This is a genomic window from Pseudomonas sp. GL_090, from assembly GCF_057837765.1.
In genome coordinates, this window is record NZ_CM174452.1 from 5,168,257 (window position 1) to 5,185,565 (window position 17,309).

Consider the following 17,309-nt stretch of genomic DNA (forward strand, 5'->3'; position numbering starts at 1 on the left):
GGGAGCCCGACATGTTCCGTCCCAAACTGTTGTTCACCAGCCTTGCCGCCCTCGCTCTGGGCGCCTGCTCGCCCCAGGACCCGCAAGCGGTCACGTCGGCGGCCATCGCCAAGTCGGTGATCCTGCCGACCTACACCCGTTGGGTTGAAGCCGACCGTCAATTGGCGGTCAGCGCCCTCGCCTACTGCGAAGGCAAGGAAACCCTGGAAACCGCCCGTGCCGACTTCCTGCATGCGCAAAAAGCCTGGGCCGAATTGCAACCGCTGCTGATCGGGCCATTGGCCGAAGGCAACCGTTCGTGGCAAGTGCAGTTCTGGCCGGACAAGAAAAACCTGGTCGGCCGTCAGGTCGAGCAACTGGTCACCGCCCAGCCGCAAATCGATGCCGCCGCCCTGGCCAAGTCCAGCGTTGTGGTACAGGGGCTCTCGGCCTACGAATACATTCTGTTCGACAGCAAGCCTGACGTGGCCAACGCTGAGCAGAAGAGCAAATATTGCCCGCTGCTGATCGCCATCGGCGAACGCCAGAAGCAATTGGCTGAAGATATTCTGCAAACCTGGAACAACACCGACGGCATGCTCGCGCAAATGAGCAAATTCCCGAACCAGCGTTATGCGGACTCCCACGAAGCGATCGCCGATCTGCTGCGCGTACAAGTCACGGCCATCGACACCCTGAAGAAAAAACTCGGCACGCCGATGGGCCGCCAGAGCAAGGGCGTGCCGCAACCATTCCAGGCCGATGCATGGCGCAGCCAGGCATCCCTGACCAGCCTCGAAGCCAGCCTCGCGGCCGCCAAAACGGTCTGGGAAGGCGTGGACAACAAAGGCCTGCGCGGCCTGTTGCCGAGCGAGCAGAAGCCGTTGGCCGACAAGATCGATGCGGCCTATGCCGCCTCGTTGAAACTGTTTGCCGGCAACCAGCGTTCGCTGACCGACATGCTCAATGACGAAGCCGGCCGCCAGCAACTCAACGAGCTGTATGACAGCCTCAACGTTGTCCATCGCCTGCACGAGGCCGATCTGGCCAAGGCACTGGGCATCCAACTGGGCTTCAACGCCAACGACGGTGACTGATGAGGGCCGGTTCCATGCTGCGACGCCAGGTTCTGACATTAGGTAGTTTGCTGCTGGGTGCAGTGACGCTGGGCGGCTGGAAGCTGTTCAGGCAAAAAGACAAGAGTCCGTTGTTGCTTTCGGCACGGGACGACACCGACGGCCAGCATTACGCCGTCGGTTATCGTCTGGATGGTACCCAGGTGTTCGCCACCCGGGTCGGCCAGCGTTGTCACGACATCGTCAACCACCCGACACTGCCGATTGCGCTGTTCGTCGCTCGCCGTCCGGGCACCGAGAGCTACCTGATCGATCTGCGCGACGGCACGCTCCTGCAAACCGTGGCGTCGCAGCCGAACCGGCACTTCTACGGGCACGCGGTCATTCACCACAGCGGCGACTGGCTGTACGCCACCGAAAACGACACCACCGATCCGGGTCGCGGCCTGCTCGGCGTGTACAGATTCGAAGGCGAACGGCTGGTGCACAGCGGCGAGATTTCCACCCACGGCCTCGGTCCGCACCAGGTGTCGTGGATGCCCGATGGCGAAACCCTGGTGGTGGCCAACGGCGGAATTCGCACCGAGGCCGAAAGCCGGGTGGAGATGAACCTCAACGCCATGGAACCGAGCCTGGTCCTGATGCACCGCGACGGCACCCTGCTGAGCAAGGAAACCCTCGCCCAGCAGATGAACAGCGTGCGCCATCTGGCCATCGCCAGCGACGGTACCATCGTCGCCAGCCAGCAGTTCATGGGCGCGGCCCACGAGTCGTCGGAGCTGTTGGCGATCAAGCGGCCCGGCCAGCCCTTCGTCGCGTTCCCGGTACCCGAGCATCAGTTGCAGGCCATGGGACACTACACCGCCAGCGTCGCGGTACACAGCGACTTGCGCCTGGTGGCATTGACTGCGCCGCGGGGCAACCGCTTTTTCATCTGGGACCTGGACAGCGGCGAGGTACGCCTGGACGCGCCACTGCCCGATTGCGCCGGGGTCGGCGCCGTGGCCGATGGTTTTGTCGTGACCTCGGGCCAGGGGCGCTGCCGCTACTACGACTGCCGCCAGACAAACCTGGTCGCAAAACCACTGGAGCTACCCGCAGGGCTCTGGGACAACCATCTGCATCTGATGGCCTGAATCATTAAAAGATCGCCGCCCTCGGCCGCGCCAGTATCGGGATGACATACACCCCGCAGACGCGACCCGAGGCGGCGAATCTTTTCAGGCTTTCACCCCTCTAATACCTCACAACCTGTAAAAACGGCAGTTGGATTACCCTCTACACTCCCGGTAGTGTGCCCCACTGTCTCACCTGATTTTCTCCAAGGAACTGGATATGCTGCGTCGCCGCATGCTGATCATGTTGGGTGTTGTTCTACTGATTGTGCTGGTCCTGGCTGCGTACAAAGCCTTCTCGATCTACACGATGGTTCAAGGCTTCTCTGCGCCCAGGCCGGCCATCAGCGTTGCCGTGGCCACCGCCACCGAACGCCCATGGCAAGTCCGCCTGCCTACTGTTGGTACGCTCAAGGCATTGCAGGGCGTGGACCTGAGCCTGGAGACCGATGGCACCGTCATCGATGTCCAGTTCGAGTCAGGGCAGAAGGTCAAGGCCGGTCAGCCCATCGTCCGGCTCGACAGCGCCGTGGAAAGCGCCTTGCTCGAAACCGCCCTGGCCGACCTCGGGCTGGCCCAGCTGGACTACAACCGTGGCAGCCAGCTGGTGGGCAGCCAGGCGATTTCCAAAGGCGAATTCGACCGACTCTCGGCGGTCCTGAAAAAGAGCAGGGCCACGGTCAATCAGCTCAAGGCCGCGCTCGAGAAAAAACGCATCATCGCGCCGTTCAGCGGCACCATCGGCATTCGTCAGGTGGACGTCGGCGACTATGTGGCCAGCGGCACCATGATCGCCACCCTGCAAGACCTCAGTAGCCTGTATGTCGACTTTTTCGTGCCTGAGCAGTCGGTGCCGAAGATTGCGCTCGGCCAGCCAGTGCAGGTCATTGTCGCGGCGTATCCGACCCAGGAGTACCCCGGCACCATCAGTGCAATCAACCCCAAGGTCGAGAACAGCACCCGTAACGTGCAGGTCCGCGCCACCCTGGCCAACCCCGATGGCAAGTTGATGCCAGGCATGTTCGCCAGCCTCCAGGTGCTCCTGCCCGACCCGCAGCCGCGCATCGTGGTGCCGGAAAGCGCGATTACCTACACGCTCTACGGCAACTCGGTGTATGTGGCCGTACCCAGGAAGGCCGAGGATGGCAGCCTGGTAAAGGACGACAAGGGCCAACCGGTGCTGATCGCCGAACGGCGTTTTGTCGAGACCGGCGAACGCCGCGACGGGCAAGTGATGATCACCAAAGGCGTGCAGAGCGGCGAAAAAGTGGTGACCGCCGGCCAGCTCAAACTGGATAACGGCTCACGCGTTGCCATCAGCGACGACAAGACCCTGGCCGGGCAGAACAGCCCGCCACGCGCGAACTGATCAAGGAATCCCCATGGCTTTTACCGATCCGTTCATCCGTCGCCCGGTTCTTGCAACAGTGGTCAGCCTGCTGATTGTGCTGTTGGGTTTCCAGGCCTGGGGCAAGTTGCCGCTGCGCCAGTACCCGCAAATGGAAAACGCCCTGATCACGGTGACCACCGCCTACCCCGGGGCCAACGCCGAAACCATCCAGGGCTATATCACCCAACCGATGCAGCAAAGCCTGGCCAGCGCCGAGGGCATCGACTACATGACCTCGGTCAGTCGCCAGAACTTCTCGGTGATCTCGATCTACGCGCGCATCGGCGCCAACAGCGACCGTCTGTTTACCGAACTGCTGGCCAAGGCCAACGAGGTCAAGAGCCAGCTGCCCCAGGACGCTGAAGACCCGGTGCTGAGCAAAGAATCTGCCGATGCGTCAGTGCTGATGTACATGAGCTTCTTCAGCAAGGAATTGAGCAACCCGCAGATTACCGATTACCTGTCGCGAGTGATCCAGCCGAAACTGGCGACCTTGCCCGGCATGGCCGAAGCCGAGATCCTCGGCAACCAGGTCTTTGCCATGCGCCTGTGGCTGGACCCGATGAAGCTGGCGGGTTTCGGCCTCAGTGCCAGTGATGTGACCAACGCGGTGCGCCAGTACAACTTCCTCTCGGCTGCCGGCGAGGTGAAAGGCGAATACGTGGTCACCAGCATCAACGCCAATACCGAACTCAAGTCCGCCGAAGCCTTCGGGGCAATTCCGCTCAAGGTCGATGGCGACAGCCGGGTGCTGCTGCGGGATGTGGCGCGCGTGGAAATGGGTGCGGAAAACTACGACACCATCAGCTCGTTCGGTGGCACCCCTTCGGTGTACATCGGCATCAAGGGGACTCCCGGTGCCAACCCGCTGGAAGTGATCAAGGAAGTGCGCAAGATCATGCCGGACCTTGAGGCCCAGCTACCGCCGAACCTGAAAGGTGAAATCGCCTACGACGCCACCCTGTTCATCCAGGCCTCGATCGACGAAGTGGTGAAAACCCTGTTCGAAGCGGTGCTGATCGTGATCGTGGTGGTGTTCCTGTTCCTTGGTGCCCTGCGCTCGGTGGTGATCCCGGTGGTGACCATCCCGCTGTCGATGATCGGCGTGATGTTCTTCATGCAGATGATGGGGTACTCGATCAACCTGCTCACCCTGCTGGCGATGGTATTGGCCATTGGCCTGGTAGTGGACGACGCCATCGTGGTGGTGGAAAACATTCACCGTCACATCGAGGAAGGCAAGACACCGCTCGAAGCCGCCATTGAAGGCGCCCGGGAAATCGCCATGCCGGTGGTCTCGATGACCATCACCCTGGCGGCGGTGTACGCCCCGATCGGTTTCCTGACCGGCCTGACCGGGGCGTTGTTCAAGGAGTTCGCCCTGACCCTGGCCGGCGCGGTGGTGATTTCCGGTATCGTCGCCCTGACCCTGTCGCCGATGATGTGTGCGTTTCTGCTGCGTCACGACGAGAACCCCAGTGGCCTGGCCCATCGCCTGGACATGATTTTCGAACGCCTCAAGCGCCGCTACCAGAGCCTGCTTCACGGCACCCTCAACACCCGGCCGGTGGTGCTGGTGTTCGCCGTGATCGTGTTGTGCCTGATTCCGGTCCTTCTCAAATTCACCAAATCGGAACTGGCGCCGGATGAGGACCAGGGCATCATTTTCATGATTGCCAACGCCCCGCAACCGACCAACCTTGACTACCTGAACACCTACACCGACGAGTTCGTCTCGATCTTCAAGGCGTTTCCCGAGTACTACTCGTCGTTCCAGATCAACGGCTTCAACGGCGTGCAATCGGGCATCGGCGGTTTCCTGCTCAAACCATGGGACGATCGCAGTCGCACGCAAATGGCGATCCTGCCCGAGGTGCAGGCCAAACTGGAAAAGATCCCGGGGCTGCAGATTTTCGGCTTCAACCTGCCGTCACTGCCGGGCACCGGCGAAGGCGTGCCGTTCCAGTTCGTCATCAACTCCGCCAATGATTACGAATTGCTGCTGCAAGTGATCGACCGGGTAAAAAAACGTGCGAAGGAATCCGGCAAGTTTGCCTTTGTCCACGTTGACCTGGCCTTCGACAAGCCGGAGGTGGTGGTGGATATCGACCGCGCCAAGGCCGCGCAGATGGGGGTTTCCATGCAGGATCTGGGGGGAACCCTGGCGACCCTGCTGGGTGAAGGCGAGATCAACCGATTCACCATTGAAGGTCGCAGTTACAAGGTCATTGCCCAGGTCGAGCGGCCGTTCCGTGACAATCCGGACTGGCTGAACAATTACTACGTGAAAAACACCAAGGGCGAACTGTTGGCGTTGTCGACCCTGATCACCGTCACCGACCGCGCTCGACCGAGACAGCTGAACCAGTTCCAGCAACTCAATTCGGCCATCCTGTCCGGCGTGCCACTGGTGAGCATGGGGGAAGCCATCGACCTCGTGCGCCAGATCGCCCGGGAAGAGGCCCCCCCCGGCTTTGCCTTCGACTACGCCGGCGCATCGAGGCAGTACGTTCAGGAAGGCAGTGCCCTGTGGGTCACCTTTGCCCTGGCACTGGCGATCATTTTCCTCGTGCTGGCGGCCCAGTTCGAAAGCTTCCGCGACCCGCTGGTGATCCTGGTCACCGTGCCCCTGTCTATCTGCGGCGCATTGATTCCGCTGTTCCTGGGCTGGTCGAGCATGAACATCTATACCCAGGTCGGGCTGGTGACCTTGATCGGGCTGATCAGCAAGCACGGCATTCTGATCGTCGAGTTCGCCAACCAGCTACGCAAGGCCAAGGGCCTGACCGCACGGGAAGCGGTGGAAGAAGCGGCGGCGATCCGGCTGCGTCCGGTGTTGATGACCACCGCGGCGATGGTGTTCGGCATGGTGCCATTGATCATCGCCAGCGGTGCTGGTGCGGTCAGCCGGTTCGACATCGGAACGGTCATCGCGACGGGCATGTCGATCGGGACGTTGTTCACCCTGTTTGTGTTGCCTTGCGTCTACACCTTGCTGGCTAAACCCGATAAGCGCTGACGCAGAACAACCTGTAGGAGATGAATCTGTGGGAGCGAGCCTGCTCGCGAAGATGGCTTACCATTCAACAGGGATGTTGACTGATACATCGCTTTCGCGAGCAGGCTCGCTCCCACAAAGGCCCTATGCACTTCGGTAGATTTCCAAAGACAAAAAAAGGCCTCGCATCAACGAGGCCTTTCATTTTGGCTTCAATCGTTTCAACTCTGCGGCCTCAATCCCTGAGAAAGTCCGAACATGAACAGCAACAAGTCATGATCGGGTCGAGTGGCCACGGATGCCTTGGCAACCCGTGGCAACGGACAATGTTCTTCTGCGTTTATCGAGCTGAGAACCTGGGGGCGTGGTTGCTCCCAGGTTGCCATCGCGATCGATGCAACTGCCAAGGCTCCTACCAGAAACAAACCTCGTGCAATTTCGAGTTTCATCGCTATAAACCCTTGATAGCGCTGCCAAACGCCGTCTCATAAAAGTAGATGAGCTTTTTCCAGTCTGCGTCGTTGAACGACGAGTGGCGGCGCAACTGTTTCAAGTCATGGACAGCTGCGCGATAGGCCGTCAAACGCTTTCGGCACTTCTCCAGATCGATCAGGGCCACTTCGACCTTGGCCGTCTCGCCCTCACCGGTCACACGAACGAAAACATGCTTGTCGTAAAGGCAACCGTGCTGCCAGCGGCCCTTGTGCATGCGAGCCAGGTTTTCAGCCAGGTCATTGAGCACTCGGTCGTTTATGGCTGCACCATGACGCTCGCGACCGCCACCGTCGTACCAGCGATCGATTTCCTCGTAGCCGTCCAGCGACTTGGTGACCAACAAGGCACGCCACTTGTGAACAGGATCGGGCTGTGCGCCACAGAAAACGATTTCCGGAACCCGTACGCCAAGCGCGGTCACGCCTATGAGCGCAGCATGCTCACGCATTACCGTAGGCCGCCCGAAAGGGTGCTGCAAGCTACGATGGATATGCCCGGTCTGGCGCTTGACGTAGAGCAGTTGACCATCACTGCCCATCAGGCGTTGAACGCCGCTTTCCCCGCCGCGACGGACGTTGGGTTCTTCTACCCACTCACCACGCTGACTCCAGAAGTAATCGAAGCGGTCCTGGGGAACGACTTCCGTTTCTGCTGCACACTGCACTGCCATCCTGTTACCTCTTGCGTAATACGTAAACTCGCCACATGGCATAGAGCGGCAAAAAGTCCAGTTGTTCCTGGATGCGGAAACCCGCCTGCTCAAATTCCTTTTCTACGGTAGCGGCCGGTAACACAAACCTGTTTTGGTAACCTTCCTGCCCACGGGTTTTCTCCGAACGCTTGCGTTTCCACGCCTTGAAGTTGCCATCGACCCACAGCGAAAGGATCACGCTATCACGGGTAACCCGCTCGAACTCACGCAAAATAACCATGCGATGCTCGGCTTCACCGATGTGGTGGAGCAAGCGCATGCAAAAAATGCTGTCGACGGCGTTGTCCGGCAAGGCGATGTCGAATGCGGATGTGTGCAAGGGTTGTACCCGTTTCACCACATCGGCAGGTTGCGCCTGGGTTGCGATCTTCAGCATGGACTCCGAATTATCGGCACCGATGATCACGCGGTTGGATTTTTCCGCCAACACGGGCCAGAAACGCCCTGCACCACAAGGCAAATCGAGGACCAGACCAGGCTCGCCAACCAGAGCCAGCGCCTTACGCGCCAGTTGCTCGTCACGCCAATGGGACAATCGACGGCCGAGACCTTCCTGGTGTTTGCGCAAATAGCGTTTCGCGTGTTGATCGTCGTATTTTTCCGAAAAATCGAGCTTGATCGGGCCGTCCATCATCAGGTCTCCTGAACTTCTGATAGCAGCTACCTTAGATTTTGAAGTGTCGGCGACTGGTCATCCATTTGTGAAAATATCGTTAGGGGAACCCGGAAGTATTACAGGGTTTTTCAGAATTGACAGGGTTTGCTGGACACCTGACTCAATAGATCAAGTTCGGGACAGCTCCACCTGAAAACGGCAGCCACTGGGCTCCATCGTAGTCAGGCTGACGCTCCAGCCCTGGTTTTCACAGATCCGTTGCACCAGTGAAAGCCCCAGGCCCAGACCTTCCCCGCGTTTTTCAGTGCCCCGAACGAAGGGTTCGAACATCGCCTCGCGTTTTTCCTCGGGAATGCCCACACCGCTGTCTTCAACCAGAAATCCCGTGCCCGACAGGCTCAGGCGAATGAAGCCCCGTTCGGTGTAGTGCAAGGCGTTGCGCAGCAAGTTACCCATCACTGCGTGCAGGAGCGTCGCATTGTAGCTATTGGCCTCGGGGTTGCCCGGTTCGAAGATCAGCTTCAGCCCTTTGCTTTCAATGGGCTCGCGCCACAAACCGACCAGGCCCTCGGCTACCTGGCCCAGGGACTGCTGCGGCGACATGCTGGCGTCGTCGCGCTGGGTACGGGCCAGCATCAGGAAGGTTTGCACCAGTTCACGCATTTCTTCACAGGCCCTGGCGATGCGCTCGACCTGGGCGCGACCACGCTGATCCAGACCAGGGTTTTCCAGCAACAACTCGCAGGAACTGGCCAGGATCATCAGGGGCGTGCGCAATTCGTGGCTGACGTCGCTGGTGAACAATCGCTCACGGCTCAGGGCCTGACGCAAACGCCCGAGGGTGGCGTCGAAGGCCACGGCCAGTTCGCCCACTTCGTCGGCGGCATAATCCGGCGCCAAGGGGGGAGCCAAACCCAGCAGTTGATCACGATGGCGTACCTGACGGGCCAGCCGAACCACCGGCGCCATGACCCTGCGTGCCAGGACCCAGCCAAGAAACACCGCCAGTGCCAGGCTCAGTACGAAACCCACCAGCACCACGGCAAACAGCACCCGTTCACGCTCTTCGAAGTCGCTCTGGTCCTGCAACAGCACGTAACGTCGGCCGTCGACGATTTCGACCATGGCGTGGTACGACAGGTTTTCACGGAACACTTCGTGGAAACCCGGCTCCAGGTGCCGCAAGTCCTTGGGCAACCTGAAATCGCCTGGCCCATTGCTGAAGTAGAACAATTGATCCGGTTCGGGGCGGTGGCTCCAGTCCGTGACATTGTCCATCAGCAGCAGGCGCTGCAAATCGCCGCCCAGGCCGGCGGAAATCAGCTTTTCCTCCACCAGGTGCACGGTCGCCACGATGCCCATGGCAAAAGCGCCCGCCACCAGTGCGCTCATCAGCGCAAAGGCAATGATGATGCGTTGAGCAAGGCTCTGCTTAAACTCCATCACGGCCCTCGGCCAGGCGATACCCCACACCGTGCACGGTTTGCAGCAATGGCTTGGCGAACGGCTTGTCGATCACCTGGCGCAGTTGGTGGACATGACTGCGCAGGCTGTCGCTGTCCGGGCAGTCGTCGCCCCAGAGCGCTTCTTCAAGAATTTCACGGCGCAGCACATGAGGGCTTTTCTGCATCAACACCGCCAGCAACTTCAGGCCGACCGGGTTGAGTTTCAGCAAGCGGCCTTCGCGAGTGACTTCCAGGGTGTCGAGGTCGTAGCTCAGGTCGCCGACCTGCAAGGTCCGCCGCCCACCGCCTTGGGTACGGCGCATGACCGCTTCGATACGCGCTGCCAGTTCCGACAGGGCGAACGGTTTGATCAGGTAGTCATCGGCGCCGGACTTGAAGCCTTGCAGACGATCATCCAGCTGATCGCGGGCCGTGAGCATGATCACCGGCGTTTCGCGGCGAGCATCCTCGCGCAGGCGCTTGCACAGGGTGTAGCCATCGATGCCGGGCAACATGATATCGAGCACGATCAAATCGTAGTGCTCGGTGGCCGCCAGATGCAGGCCCGACAAACCATCCTGCGCGCAATCCACGGTATAGCCTTTGAGCCCCAGGTAATCGGCCAGGTTGGCCAGGATATCGCGGTTGTCTTCAACCAATAGAATTCGCATGGGTATCTCTCCGTCCACAGTAACGGCCGTCGTGGCCCGCGCAGCTTAAGGCGAAGTTCAGCGCACGGCTAGGGCTGAGTAAAGTGCAAAAGCGTGGAAATTGACCGATTGCAGCCTTAACAAGTTTTTCACCCGGGATTCACACACAAGCGACAGATTCGGGTCCAGACTCTGCGCGGCTGCGCATTTGAGAACATTTCACTGATCAAGGAACTAGCATGGTTTCGACCCTTGCCCGCCCTGCCCCTCGTCCGCTCAACTTCTGGGTGTGCCTTGGGGTTCCCGCCGTAGCTGCGATCATTCTGGTATTGCTCGAATTGACCAGTCTGGACATGGACCTGGCCAAGCTGTTTTACGACCCGGTCGCCGGGGAATTCATCGGTCGCCACAGTTACTTCCTCGAGGACATCCTGCACGATCGCGCCAAGCAAGTGGTGATCGCCTTCTCGGTGTTTGCCATCCTCGGCTTCATTGCTTCGTTCTTCTCGACCAGGCTCAAACCGCTCAAACGGGAATTGGGTTGCCTGGTGCTGTCCCTCGGGCTGGCAACTTCCTTTGTCACGCCCATGAAAGCGGTGACCGCGGTGCAATGCCCATGGAGCCTCGAGCAATTCGGCGGTCACGAGACCTACAGCGAACTGCTGAGCCCTCGCCCGCCCACCGAAAAACCGGGGCGTTGCTGGCCCGGCGGCCATGCGGCCACCGGTTTCACCCTGTTTGCGCTGTTTTTCGTACTGCGTGACCGTCGCCCGCGCATGGCTCGCGCAGCGTTTGTCTTCGCCTTTGCCCTCGGCTCGGTGTTCTCCATCGGCCGGATGATGCAGGGCGCGCATTTCTTCTCGCACAACGTGTGGACGGCGGTGTTCTGCTGGCTGATTTGTCTGGGGTCGTATTACTTCGTTCTGTATCGACCGGCCTTGAGGGCTGAACGCGGGGCCAGTGCAGTACCTGTAGCCGTCTGATATGCAGATCAAATGTGGGAGCGAGCCTGCTCGCGAAGCAGTTCAACATTCAATGATGATGTTGACTGATACATGGCTTTCGCGAGCAGGCTCGCTCCCACAATGAACTGATACAGGCTTCAAAGTCCGGGCAATAAAAAACCCCGCCTGCTTTCGCAGGCGGGGTTTTTTCGTACAGGGGGTAAGGCTGGCTTACATCATGCCGCCCATGCCGCCCATACCGCCCATGTCTGGCATACCGCCGCCAGATGCACCTTCTTTCTTCGGTGCGTCAGCAACAGCAGCTTCGGTGGTCAGGATCAGACCGCCGATCGACGATGCAGCTTGCAGCGCGGAACGGGTGACCTTGGTTGGGTCCAGGATACCCATTTCGATCATGTCGCCGTATTCGCCAGTCGCAGCGTTGTAACCGAAGTTGCCTTTGCCGTTCTTGACTTCGTTGACCACAACGCTTGGCTCGTCACCGCTGTTGGCAGCGATCTGACGCAGCGGTGCTTCAACGGCACGGCGCAGAACAGCGATACCCACGTCCTGATCAGCGTTGTCGCCTTTCAGATCGTTCAGGGTTTGCAGAGCGCGGATCAGCGCAACGCCACCGCCAGGTACCACGCCTTCTTCAACGGCTGCACGGGTTGCGTGCAGGGCGTCTTCAACGCGAGCTTTCTTCTCTTTCATTTCTACTTCGGAGCCAGCGCCAACCTTGATCACCGCAACGCCGCCGGACAGCTTGGCCAGACGCTCTTGCAGTTTTTCACGGTCGTAGTCCGAGGAAGTTTCGGCAACCTGAGCACGGATCTGAGCGATACGGGACTCGATGTCGCCTGCTACGCCAGCACCGTCAACGATGATGGTGTTTTCCTTGGAGATGGTCACGCGCTTGGCGCTGCCCAGGTTTTCCAGGGTGGCTGCTTCCAGGCTCAGGCCGATCTCTTCGGAGATAACGGTACCGCCGGTCAGAACGGCGATGTCCTGCAGCATGGCCTTGCGACGGTCGCCAAAGCCTGGAGCCTTGACGGCTGCGACTTTAACGATGCCACGCATGTTGTTCACAACCAGAGTCGCCAGGGCTTCGCCTTCAACGTCTTCGGAAACGATCAGCAGTGGACGGCCGGCTTTGGCAACGGCTTCCAGAACTGGCAGCATTTCGCGGATGTTCGAGATCTTTTTGTCGACCAGCAGAACCAGCGGGTTGTCCAGCTCGGCAACCATGGTTTCCGGCTTGTTGACGAAGTACGGGGACAGGTAGCCACGGTCGAACTGCATGCCTTCTACAACCGACAGTTCGTTTTCCAGGCCAGTGCCTTCTTCAACGGTGATCACGCCTTCTTTACCGACTTTTTCCATGGCTTCGGCAATGATGTCGCCGATGGAGTTGTCGGAGTTGGCCGAGATGGTACCAACCTGAGCGATTGCCTTGGTGTCAGCGCATGGCTTGGACAGGTTTTTCAGCTCTTTGACGATGGCGATGGTCGCCTTGTCGATGCCGCGCTTCAGATCCATCGGGTTCATGCCGGCAGCGACGGCTTTCAGGCCTTCGTTGACGATCGACTGAGCCAGAACGGTAGCGGTGGTCGTACCGTCACCAGCGTCATCGTTGGCACGGGAGGCAACGTCTTTGACCAGCTGCGCGCCCATGTTTTCGAAACGGTCTTCGAGTTCGATTTCTTTGGCGACGGAAACGCCGTCCTTGGTGATGGTCGGAGCGCCGAAGCTCTTCTCGATGATCACGTTACGGCCTTTCGGGCCCAGGGTCGCTTTTACCGCGTCAGCCAGGACGTTGACGCCTTTGAGCATTTTCTTGCGGGCGGAATCGCCAAACAGAACTTCTTTAGCAGCCATGATCGATATTCCTTAAATACTTTGTAGTAGCGGAAAATGAACGGGGGTATCAGCCTTCGATAACAGCGAGGATTTCGTTCTCGCTCATTACCAGCAGGTCTTCGCCGTCGACTTTCACAGTGTTGCTGCCGGAGTAAGGACCGAACACAACCTTGTCGCCCACTTTCACGGACAGTGCACGCACTTCACCGCTTTCCAGTGCTTTGCCTGGACCTACAGCGAGGATTTCGCCGCTGTTGGCTTTTTCAGCAGCCGAACCTGGCAGGACGATACCGCCAGCGGTTTTCTTTTCTTCTTCGCTGCGACGGATGACGACGCGGTCATGCAGAGGACGAAGCTTCATTGTCGATCTCTCCTAATTGTGGTTTTCATCGGCCGGTGTAGTCCCGGCGGGTTTAACAAAGTCCGGCGGTGCCGGGTGCGGTTCGTCAACGAACCGCGGAAGTCTGTCTGGCGTGTTCGCCAGAAACCTTGCGGTGACCGTTACATAAGGGCGCACAAGCTGATTACAAGGGCGGGCATCGAAAAATTTTCATGTCGATACCCCGCAAACGAACACGGCACCCGAAGGTGCCGTGTCGATGTGCGTATTACTTGGTATCGCGGTGTTCGAACTCGCCTTCGATCACGTTGGGCTCACGGCCAAGCGGCTCGCGAGGCGCCGGGCCACCACGGGCCTGGAGGTCGTCGGCGAACGCTCGCTGACGCATCGCTTGCTCTTCGGCGCGCTGGCGCATTTTATTGGCCAGCAGGCGACGACTGAACGGCAGCAGCAAGAACAGGCCGATCACATCGCTGATGAAACCGGGAAGAATCAGCAGGCCACCGGCCAATGCCAGCATCAGGCCTTCGAGCATGGTCTGGGCCGGCAGTTCGCCGCGGCTCAGGCTTTCACGGGCACGCAGGGCCGTCGCCAGGCCGGCGATGCGCAGCACAAACACGCCGAACATCGAGCCGAGAATGATCAGCAGCAGAGCCGGGAAAAACCCGATGGACCCTGCCACCTTGACGAATACGAACAGCTCCAACACCGGGAACAGCAGAAAGAGCAACAAAAAAGGGCGCATCAAATGGTTCCTCAACGCAAGAATGCCTTGCCAGTTCACCTTAGATGACGTCGCCGTTTCGTGAATTCAAGCGTCGGTCACTTCATTTTGAGGCCAATGATCGGCGTGGGCCAGAGAAACCAAGGCTTCGCGAACTTGTGTCGGCGTATTACAAGACCCTTGAAACGGCAACCAGTACAGACTTTGACCGATACGCAGGTGCATGCCTTCGGTATCGATACCGACCATTTGTGCCGGCACGTTTTTCGGCAGCCCGGCCAGGTCGACGTAATGGGCGATGGCCTTGGCGTGATCGGCGTTCATGTGCTCGACCATGCTCACTTCGGCCTTGCCCGCGAACGGATTGGCCAGGGTCAGGTCGTTGACCCAATGAATTGCGCCAAAACCGCCGATGTAACGGTGGCGTACAGGCTCAAGCACCCAGAAATCGAAATCGTGGGCCTTGTGATAACCCTGCGACTCCGGGAAATAGCGGTAGTAACGCTCGGAGGCGACTTCGATGGCAGATTCGTCTTCGAGCTGCCGGGCCTCGGCCAGGTAAGTCAGTCGACCAACGGCCTGGACATCTTCGGCGCCACGTTCGCCGACAAACAGCGAGCATTTCCGATCTTTTTGCAAGTTATGAGTGTGCTGGGCGATACGGCTGATCAGGATCAGCGGCCGGCCCTGCTCGTCCAGGCAGTACGGAACCACGGAGCCGAACGGAAAGCCGGGCATCGATTTGGAGTGCGTGGAGAGCACTCCGCGGTATTCCTTGAGAAGCAATTCTCGTGCATGCTTAGCCGCTTCTACGCTCAATTTATGACTCCTTATATAGAATCCGTCAGAAAAACGGACGGGCTGCTGGTGGAAAGTTCCAGCACGCCATCGGGGCAGTTCTCATGTGCAGCCAAGCCAGGTCAGGCGCAGATCGAGAGGCTCTCTAAAGGAAACCACTCAGACCTGCTACCGGGGCATGCGAATGCAACTCACTGACAAAGTAATCATTATCACTGGCGGTTGCCAGGGCTTAGGCCGTTCCATGGCCGAGTATTTCGCAGGCCTGGGCGCGAAGCTCGCGCTGGTGGACCTGAACCAGGAAAAACTCGACGACGCCGTCGCGGCCTGCAAGGCCCGGGGTGTCGAGGCCCGCGCCTACCTGTGCAACGTGGCCAACGAAGAGCAAGTGACCCACATGGTTGCCCAGGTCGCTGAAGACTTCGGCGCGATCCATGGCTTGATCAACAACGCCGGGATCCTGCGCGACGGCCTGTTGCTCAAGGTCAAGGATGGCGAAATGACCAAGATGAGCCTGGCCCAGTGGCAGGCCGTCATCGACGTCAACCTGACTGGTGTGTTCCTTTGCACTCGCGAAGTCGCAGCGAAAATGGTCGAGCTGAACAACAGCGGCGCGATCATCAATATCTCGTCGATTTCCCGCGCCGGCAACGTCGGTCAGACCAACTACTCCGCGGCCAAGGCCGGTGTTGCCGCGGCGACCGTGACCTGGGCCAAGGAACTGGCACGCTACGGCATTCGCGTGGCCGGCATTGCACCGGGTTTCATCGAAACCGAAATGACCCTGGGCATGAAGCCTGAAGCGCTGGAAAAGATGACCGCCGGGATTCCGCTCAAGCGCATGGGCAAGCCTGAGGAAATCGCCCATTCGGCGGCTTACATCTTCGAGAACGACTATTACACCGGTCGGATCCTGGAGATGGATGGCGGGTTGCGGATCTAAGACGCACAAAGAACAACTGTAGGAGCGAGCCTGCTCGCGAAGGTGTGTCAGGCACCGCGGTGTCGACTGATACACCATCGCGAGCAGGCTCGCTCCTACAGGGATTCGTATTTCAGTTTATTTAGTCGTCGCTGACGCTGATATTCGGCATCGCCGGCGTCAACGCTTCCTGCAACACGATCCGCGCGCCAACGTGACGAGCCAGTTCCTGGTAGACCATCGCAATCTGGCTGTCAGGCTCGGCGATCACCGTTGGCTTGCCGCCATCGGCCTGTTCGCGGATGACCATCGACAGCGGCAGCGAAGCCAGCAGTTCGACGCCATATTGGTTGGCCAGCTTCACGCCCCCGCCTTCACCGAACAGATGCTCGGCATGTCCGCAGTTGGAGCAGATGTGCACGGCCATGTTTTCCACCACGCCCAGCACCGGAATGTTGACCTTGCGGAACATTTCCACGCCCTTGCGTGCGTCCAGCAATGCCAGGTCCTGCGGGGTGGTCACGATGACCGCGCCGGCCACCGGGACTTTCTGCGCCAGGGTCAACTGGATGTCACCGGTGCCTGGCGGCATGTCGATGACCAGGTAATCCAGGTCACCCCATGCGGTTTGCGTCACCAGTTGCAGCAGGGCGCCGGAGACCATCGGCCCGCGCCAGACCATCGGCGTGTTGTCATCGGTGAGGAAGGCCATGGACATCACCTCGACGCCATGGGACTTGAGTGGAACGAACCACTTCTGGTCCTTGACCTCGGGGCGGGTGCGCTCGGGGATGCCGAACATGATGCCCTGGCTCGGGCCGTAGATGTCCGCATCGAGGATCCCGACCTTGGCGCCTTCGCGGGCCAGGGCCAGGGCCAGGTTGGCCGCCGTGGTGGATTTGCCCACGCCGCCCTTGCCGGAGGCCACGGCCACCACGTTTTTCACGTTCGCCAGGCCCGGAATCTGTGCCTGGGCCTTGTGTGCGGCGATCACACTGGTGATTTCGACCTTGGCACTCGCCACGCCATCCAGACCCTGAATGGCCATTTCCAGCATCTGCGCCCAGCCACTCTTGAACAGACCGGCGGCGTAACCCAGTTCAAGCTGAACGCTGACGCGCTCGCCCTGGATCTCGATGTTGCGCACGCACCCGGCGCTGACCGGGTCCTGGTTCAGGTAAGGGTCGGTGTATTGGCGAAGGACGGCTTCCACCGCTGCGCGATTGACGGCGCTCATGGGCAACT

The 17,309-nt window shown here is 59.7% G+C and carries 16 protein-coding genes; 6 read left to right on the forward strand and 10 right to left on the reverse strand.

What is annotated here, in order from left to right; translation table 11 throughout:
- Positions 1-11: 11 nt before the first annotated feature.
- From AC3ITA_RS23265 to AC3ITA_RS23280, 4 genes are all read left to right on the forward strand, one after another.
- Positions 12-1,076: an imelysin family protein gene (locus AC3ITA_RS23265; protein ID WP_095943852.1), complete on the forward strand. Its 1,065-nt coding sequence runs from the start codon at positions 12-14 to the stop codon at positions 1,074-1,076.
- 14 nt (positions 1,077-1,090) lie between these two features.
- The gene (locus AC3ITA_RS23270; protein WP_095943851.1) at positions 1,091-2,191 is read left to right on the forward strand and encodes a DUF1513 domain-containing protein; all 1,101 of its coding nucleotides are present in this window, start codon (positions 1,091-1,093) and stop codon (positions 2,189-2,191) included.
- Between the two features lie 199 nt (positions 2,192-2,390).
- The gene (locus tag AC3ITA_RS23275; RefSeq protein WP_095943850.1) at positions 2,391-3,539 is read left to right on the forward strand and encodes an efflux RND transporter periplasmic adaptor subunit; all 1,149 of its coding nucleotides are present in this window, start codon (positions 2,391-2,393) and stop codon (positions 3,537-3,539) included.
- A gap of 13 nt (positions 3,540-3,552) precedes the next feature.
- Positions 3,553-6,579 (forward strand): multidrug efflux RND transporter permease subunit, encoded by a 3,027-nt coding sequence (locus AC3ITA_RS23280; RefSeq protein WP_095943849.1) that lies wholly within the window; start codon positions 3,553-3,555, stop codon positions 6,577-6,579.
- Between the two features lie 200 nt (positions 6,580-6,779).
- Here the strand turns inward: AC3ITA_RS23280 and AC3ITA_RS23285 are convergent, their stop codons facing one another.
- From AC3ITA_RS23285 to colR, 5 genes are all read right to left on the reverse strand, one after another.
- Positions 6,780-7,007 carry a hypothetical protein gene (locus tag AC3ITA_RS23285; protein ID WP_080925402.1) on the reverse strand — a complete coding sequence of 76 codons (228 nt, stop codon included), beginning with the start codon at positions 7,005-7,007 and terminating at the stop codon, positions 6,780-6,782.
- A 2-nt stretch (positions 7,008-7,009) separates the two neighbouring features.
- On the reverse strand, positions 7,010-7,723 hold the full coding sequence (locus AC3ITA_RS23290; RefSeq protein ID WP_095943848.1) for a lipopolysaccharide kinase InaA family protein: 714 nt from the start codon (positions 7,721-7,723) through the stop codon (positions 7,010-7,012).
- Positions 7,724-7,727: 4 nt separating this feature from the next.
- Positions 7,728-8,396: a class I SAM-dependent methyltransferase gene (locus AC3ITA_RS23295; RefSeq protein ID WP_489280823.1), complete on the reverse strand. Its 669-nt coding sequence runs from the start codon at positions 8,394-8,396 to the stop codon at positions 7,728-7,730.
- A 153-nt stretch (positions 8,397-8,549) separates the two neighbouring features.
- A complete protein-coding gene (locus tag AC3ITA_RS23300; protein WP_095943847.1) occupies positions 8,550-9,824 on the reverse strand; it encodes a sensor histidine kinase in 1,275 nt (424 codons plus the stop codon).
- Positions 9,814-10,497 (reverse strand): two-component system response regulator ColR, encoded by a 684-nt coding sequence (gene colR, locus AC3ITA_RS23305; RefSeq protein WP_007985839.1) that lies wholly within the window; start codon positions 10,495-10,497, stop codon positions 9,814-9,816. Before colR ends, AC3ITA_RS23300 begins: the two co-directional genes overlap by 11 nt.
- A gap of 218 nt (positions 10,498-10,715) precedes the next feature.
- Here colR and AC3ITA_RS23310 point away from each other — a divergent pair, with 218 nt between their 5' ends.
- Positions 10,716-11,459 (forward strand): phosphatase PAP2 family protein, encoded by a 744-nt coding sequence (locus AC3ITA_RS23310; protein ID WP_095943846.1) that lies wholly within the window; start codon positions 10,716-10,718, stop codon positions 11,457-11,459.
- A 192-nt stretch (positions 11,460-11,651) separates the two neighbouring features.
- Here the strand turns inward: AC3ITA_RS23310 and groL are convergent, their stop codons facing one another.
- The 4 genes from groL to AC3ITA_RS23330 form a co-directional block, all read right to left on the reverse strand.
- Positions 11,652-13,298, reverse strand: coding sequence for a chaperonin GroEL (gene groL / locus AC3ITA_RS23315; RefSeq protein WP_095943845.1), 1,647 nt, complete (start codon positions 13,296-13,298; stop codon positions 11,652-11,654).
- Positions 13,299-13,347: 49 nt separating this feature from the next.
- Positions 13,348-13,641, reverse strand: a complete 294-nt coding sequence (locus AC3ITA_RS23320) for a co-chaperone GroES (protein WP_095057064.1) — start codon at positions 13,639-13,641, stop codon at positions 13,348-13,350.
- Between the two features lie 247 nt (positions 13,642-13,888).
- On the reverse strand, positions 13,889-14,365 hold the full coding sequence (locus tag AC3ITA_RS23325) for an FxsA family protein (RefSeq protein WP_414929413.1): 477 nt from the start codon (positions 14,363-14,365) through the stop codon (positions 13,889-13,891).
- Between the two features lie 66 nt (positions 14,366-14,431).
- On the reverse strand, positions 14,432-15,163 hold the full coding sequence (locus tag AC3ITA_RS23330; protein ID WP_489278444.1) for a HugZ family pyridoxamine 5'-phosphate oxidase: 732 nt from the start codon (positions 15,161-15,163) through the stop codon (positions 14,432-14,434).
- Between the two features lie 163 nt (positions 15,164-15,326).
- Between AC3ITA_RS23330 and AC3ITA_RS23335 the strand changes: the two genes are divergently transcribed.
- The gene (locus AC3ITA_RS23335) at positions 15,327-16,085 is read left to right on the forward strand and encodes an SDR family oxidoreductase (protein WP_095943842.1); all 759 of its coding nucleotides are present in this window, start codon (positions 15,327-15,329) and stop codon (positions 16,083-16,085) included.
- 121 nt (positions 16,086-16,206) lie between these two features.
- Here AC3ITA_RS23335 and apbC read toward each other — a convergent pair whose 3' ends face one another.
- Positions 16,207-17,301, reverse strand: coding sequence for an iron-sulfur cluster carrier protein ApbC (apbC, locus tag AC3ITA_RS23340; RefSeq protein WP_095943841.1), 1,095 nt, complete (start codon positions 17,299-17,301; stop codon positions 16,207-16,209).
- Positions 17,302-17,309 lie beyond the last annotated feature (8 nt).